Below are 2,064 nucleotides of genomic sequence, written 5' to 3'. Positions count from 1 at the left end.
ACACCACGGATCCCGAAGAAACCGGCATCGATATCTATCTCGGCACTGGCGGCGCGCCCGAGGGCGTGCTGGCGGCGGCCGCGCTGCGTTGCACCGGCGGCCAGATGCAGGGTCGGCTGATCCTCGACACGCCGGAAAAGGTCGCTCGCGCGGCAAAGATGGGTATTTCCAATCCGAAACGGGTCTATCGGACGGAGGACATGGCGCGCGGCGATGTGCTGTTTGCGGCGACCGGTGTCACCGACGGCAACATGCTGGCTGGCGTCAAGTTCGGCCGCAATTACATCACCACCCACACGATCGTGCTGCGCTCGTCGTCGCGGACGGTGCGCGAGATCAAGGCCAGGCATCAGGACTTGGATAAGTTCTGACGCTCGCTTGCGAAGCCACCTTGCAATTGTTAGCCATTCGGGCGCATCCGATGCTGGCTGCAAGGATTTGACGATGAAACCGTTCGACTGGCACGCGGATCCGATTTCGCGCGCCACCGCCATCACGAAGTCCTATCGCAACACCCAGAACGTGCGCCGTTTTCTCACCCGGGAATGCGGCGATGCGTTCAGATTCGACCGGCCTTTCATGGCCTGGCTCAAGGACGGTGCGGACAAGACGATGGGCGATGCAGCCGACGAATGGCTTCGGCGCCGGGCTGAAAAGCGGAAAGCGTAGTTTTCTTGAACACCCGTGAACCGCTTGGCTTTGCCTGCCTTTGGCCGAAAGCGCGTCGCGTTCACGCGACGCGCTTTCATGCATGTCGTAGTCCCAAAACCGCTGCGCACTTTTGGGTGACATGCACTATCCTGCGGCCAATCATGAGTTGGCAAAGCGTATGACCGGCGAAAAACGCCTCTTCCTCGATGTCAGGCAGTCGGCTACCGGGGTCTCCTGGGAGCACCGGCTGACCGAGCGGCAGGACATGATCGCGCTCGCCATCGCGCAAGGCCATGGCGTGCCCGATGTCGTTGCGCGGGTGCTTGCCGGTCGTGGCGTCACCGCCGAGCAGACGGAGCGGTTTCTCGACCCGACGATCCGCGATCTTCTGCCGGATCCGGCATCGCTGACCGACATGGACAGGGCGGCGGCACGCATCGCCGCCGCGGTGATGGCCAGGGAAAAGGTGGCGATCTTCGGTGACTACGATGTCGACGGCGCCGCTTCGTCGGCCTTGCTGAAGCGGTTCCTTACGCATTTCTCGGTGCCGTCGGAAATCTACATCCCGGATCGTATTTTCGAGGGCTATGGCCCCAATCCGGATGCCATGCGCGAGCTTGTTTCGCGTGGCGCGACACTGATCGTCACCGTCGATTGCGGCACCAACAGTGCCGTTTCCATCGATGCCGCCAACGATGCCGGGGCCGATGTCGTGGTGCTCGACCACCACCAGGTCGGCGGTGCTTTGCCGGCGGCAATCGCTGTCGTCAATCCCAATCGCGACGATGACCTTTCCGGGCAGGGCCATCTCTGTGCCGCCGGCGTGGTCTTCCTCGCCCTTGTGCAGACGGCCAAGATCCTGCGCGGCCGCATGGCCGATGCCACCCCGCCGGACCTGCTTTCACTGCTTGATATTGTAGCGCTGGCCACCGTCTGTGACGTGGTGCCATTGACCGGCGTCAACCGCGCCTTCGTGGTCAAAGGGCTGCAGATGGCGCGCCAGCAGAAGAACGAAGGGCTGGCGGCACTGGCACGGGTGTCGCGCATCGGCGAGCCGATCAGCACTTTCCATCTGGCCTATCTGATCGGCCCTCGCATTAACGCCGGCGGGCGCATAGGCGATGCCGCACTCGGCAGCCGGCTGCTTGCGACCGACGACCCGGTCGAGGCGCGCACCATCGCCGAGACGCTCGATCGGCTCAACCAGGAACGGCAGCTGATGGAGCAGGAGATGCTCGCCGCAGCGCGTGCCGAGGCCGATGCAGAGCTTGCCGGCGGCAATGGCCCCGCCATCGTCGTCACCGCCAGCAACAGCTGGCATCCGGGCATTGTCGGCCTGCTCGCCTCACGATTGAAGGACCATGCCCGCCGACCCGCCTTCGCCATCGCCTTCAACGCCAATGGCGTCGGCAC

At 63.9% G+C, this 2,064-nt stretch carries 3 protein-coding genes; all 3 read left to right on the top strand.

The annotated features are described in order from the left end of the window. Window positions 1–371, top strand: a 371-nt coding sequence (locus tag EN935_RS33045; RefSeq protein WP_127374077.1) for a fructose-bisphosphatase class II, incomplete at its 5' end; no start/stop codon positions are given. A gap of 73 nt (window positions 372–444) precedes the next feature. Then, the gene (locus tag EN935_RS33040) at window positions 445–669 is read left to right on the top strand and encodes a DUF6434 domain-containing protein (RefSeq protein ID WP_109671535.1); all 225 of its coding nucleotides are present in this window, start codon (window positions 445–447) and stop codon (window positions 667–669) included. A 160-nt stretch (window positions 670–829) separates the two neighbouring features. Further along, window positions 830–2,064: single-stranded-DNA-specific exonuclease RecJ (gene recJ, locus EN935_RS33035; protein ID WP_127374076.1), on the top strand; the 1,235-nt coding region annotated here is incomplete at its 3' end.

This window comes from Mesorhizobium sp. M7D.F.Ca.US.004.03.1.1, from assembly GCF_003998635.1.
GTDB lineage: Bacteria > Pseudomonadota > Alphaproteobacteria > Rhizobiales > Rhizobiaceae > Mesorhizobium > Mesorhizobium loti.
This window is presented reverse-complemented; position numbering and strand designations above follow the sequence as displayed.